The sequence below is a fragment of the Olsenella profusa F0195 genome, assembly GCF_000468755.1.
GTDB lineage: Bacteria > Actinomycetota > Coriobacteriia > Coriobacteriales > Atopobiaceae > Olsenella_F > Olsenella_F profusa.
Genome location: NZ_AWEZ01000014.1, coordinates 1 through 1,286, shown reverse-complemented (window position 1 = coordinate 1,286; position 1,286 = coordinate 1). Strand labels below are relative to the sequence as shown.

The window sequence follows — 1,286 nt, the reverse complement described above, 5'->3', positions numbered from 1 at the left end:
GGGCTTCGCACGGCCCCCCCGCCCGAAGCTCCTTGGCGGCGTCGCGACGTGCCTGCCGCGGTCCGCTGGCACCTCCACCGTCTCGGCGCGCACGCCGACCACGGGCCCCCGGTCGTGCCAGGCGGGTCCCGCACAGCAGGGGTTGCCGTCGATGCGCACGTAGCCGCGCCTGTCCGACTTGGCCCTCTGCCACCGCACGGCGTCGAAGGGCGCGCCGGGCAGGGCAGGCATGCCGGCGGGGTCCTCGGCGAACGCCTCGCGCGTGGGCTTTCCCTCCCTGCCCTCCGATCGCCCGCTGGTCCGTTCGCAGCCCTCGTGCGGCACCTCGCTGGGCCCGTCCGGCGAGGCCGCCTCGGGTACCGGCACGGGCAGGTTGCGGCGCAGGAGGCCCACGGCGCTCTCCACCGGGCCCCCCTCGTTCCCCGAGTGGGGATCGCGGTGGCGGCCCTCGCGGCGGCAGTGCGCCCGGGACCGGGAGAGGGGCCTCGGCTCCACGATCTTGCCGGAGGCCATCCCGCCGGCCTCGGTGGCGTCGCCGGGCACGAGCGTGCGCGGGGCGCGCCCCGCCCACTCGAATATCATCCGGAGCCCGGCACGGAAGACCTCCGCCCTCTCGCAGGCAAGCGCGACGCAGAGGCGGGCGCTGGGGTGCGGGAGGGTCGCGGCCGGCAGCTTCAGCGTAGCGGGAGCGCCGGCTATCACGGCCTCGGAGTCGCCGAAGTCGACCTGGGCCGTGCCCGGTGCCCACTCGAGCCCCAGGTAGCCCTCGCGCGGTCCGGTGGCATGCCCCTCCCTCCGCCTCGCCACGTGCCGCCTCACCGAGGAGTGCGACCCCGCGCAGCCCCTCTCGGCCACGGCCCGGTCGTAGGTCCTCCTGGCCGTGTGGCGCCGCCTTTTCGGCGCGGACGGGTCGGCCTCGGGGACCGAGTCGATCCAGGCGGCCATCGCGTCGGTGGCCAGGTGGGCCCTCTCGCGGGGCACCGGGGGCTCCGGCGACATGTCCTGCCTGTCCGCGTACTTCGCGACGGCGTTGCGGCTCAGGTGCATCTTGCGCGCCATCTGCGCCCTTGGCACCCCGTCCCTGTCCGTCCTCCTGACATCCCCTTGCCCGCCTGGGGACACGGCCATCTCCCCTTCCTTCCCGGGGCGGGGTTCTCGCCAAAGTCGCCGCCCGAAGGGAGACATGGTTCTGGCCGTGCCCCCGACGCCCGGGGCACGGCCAGAACATGACCGAACTGCTCATTTTTCGATGACCACGGTGCTCAAGAACCGATGCTCGTCTGCGT

Annotated in this window: 1 protein-coding gene; it reads right to left on the bottom strand. The window is 74.7% G+C overall.

The genetic code is table 11. From position 1 onward, the window contains the following. On the bottom strand, positions 1–1,128 hold a 1,128-nt coding region (locus tag HMPREF1316_RS01855; protein ID WP_021725197.1), incomplete at its 3' end, for a hypothetical protein. Positions 1,129–1,286: the final 158 nt, after the last annotated feature.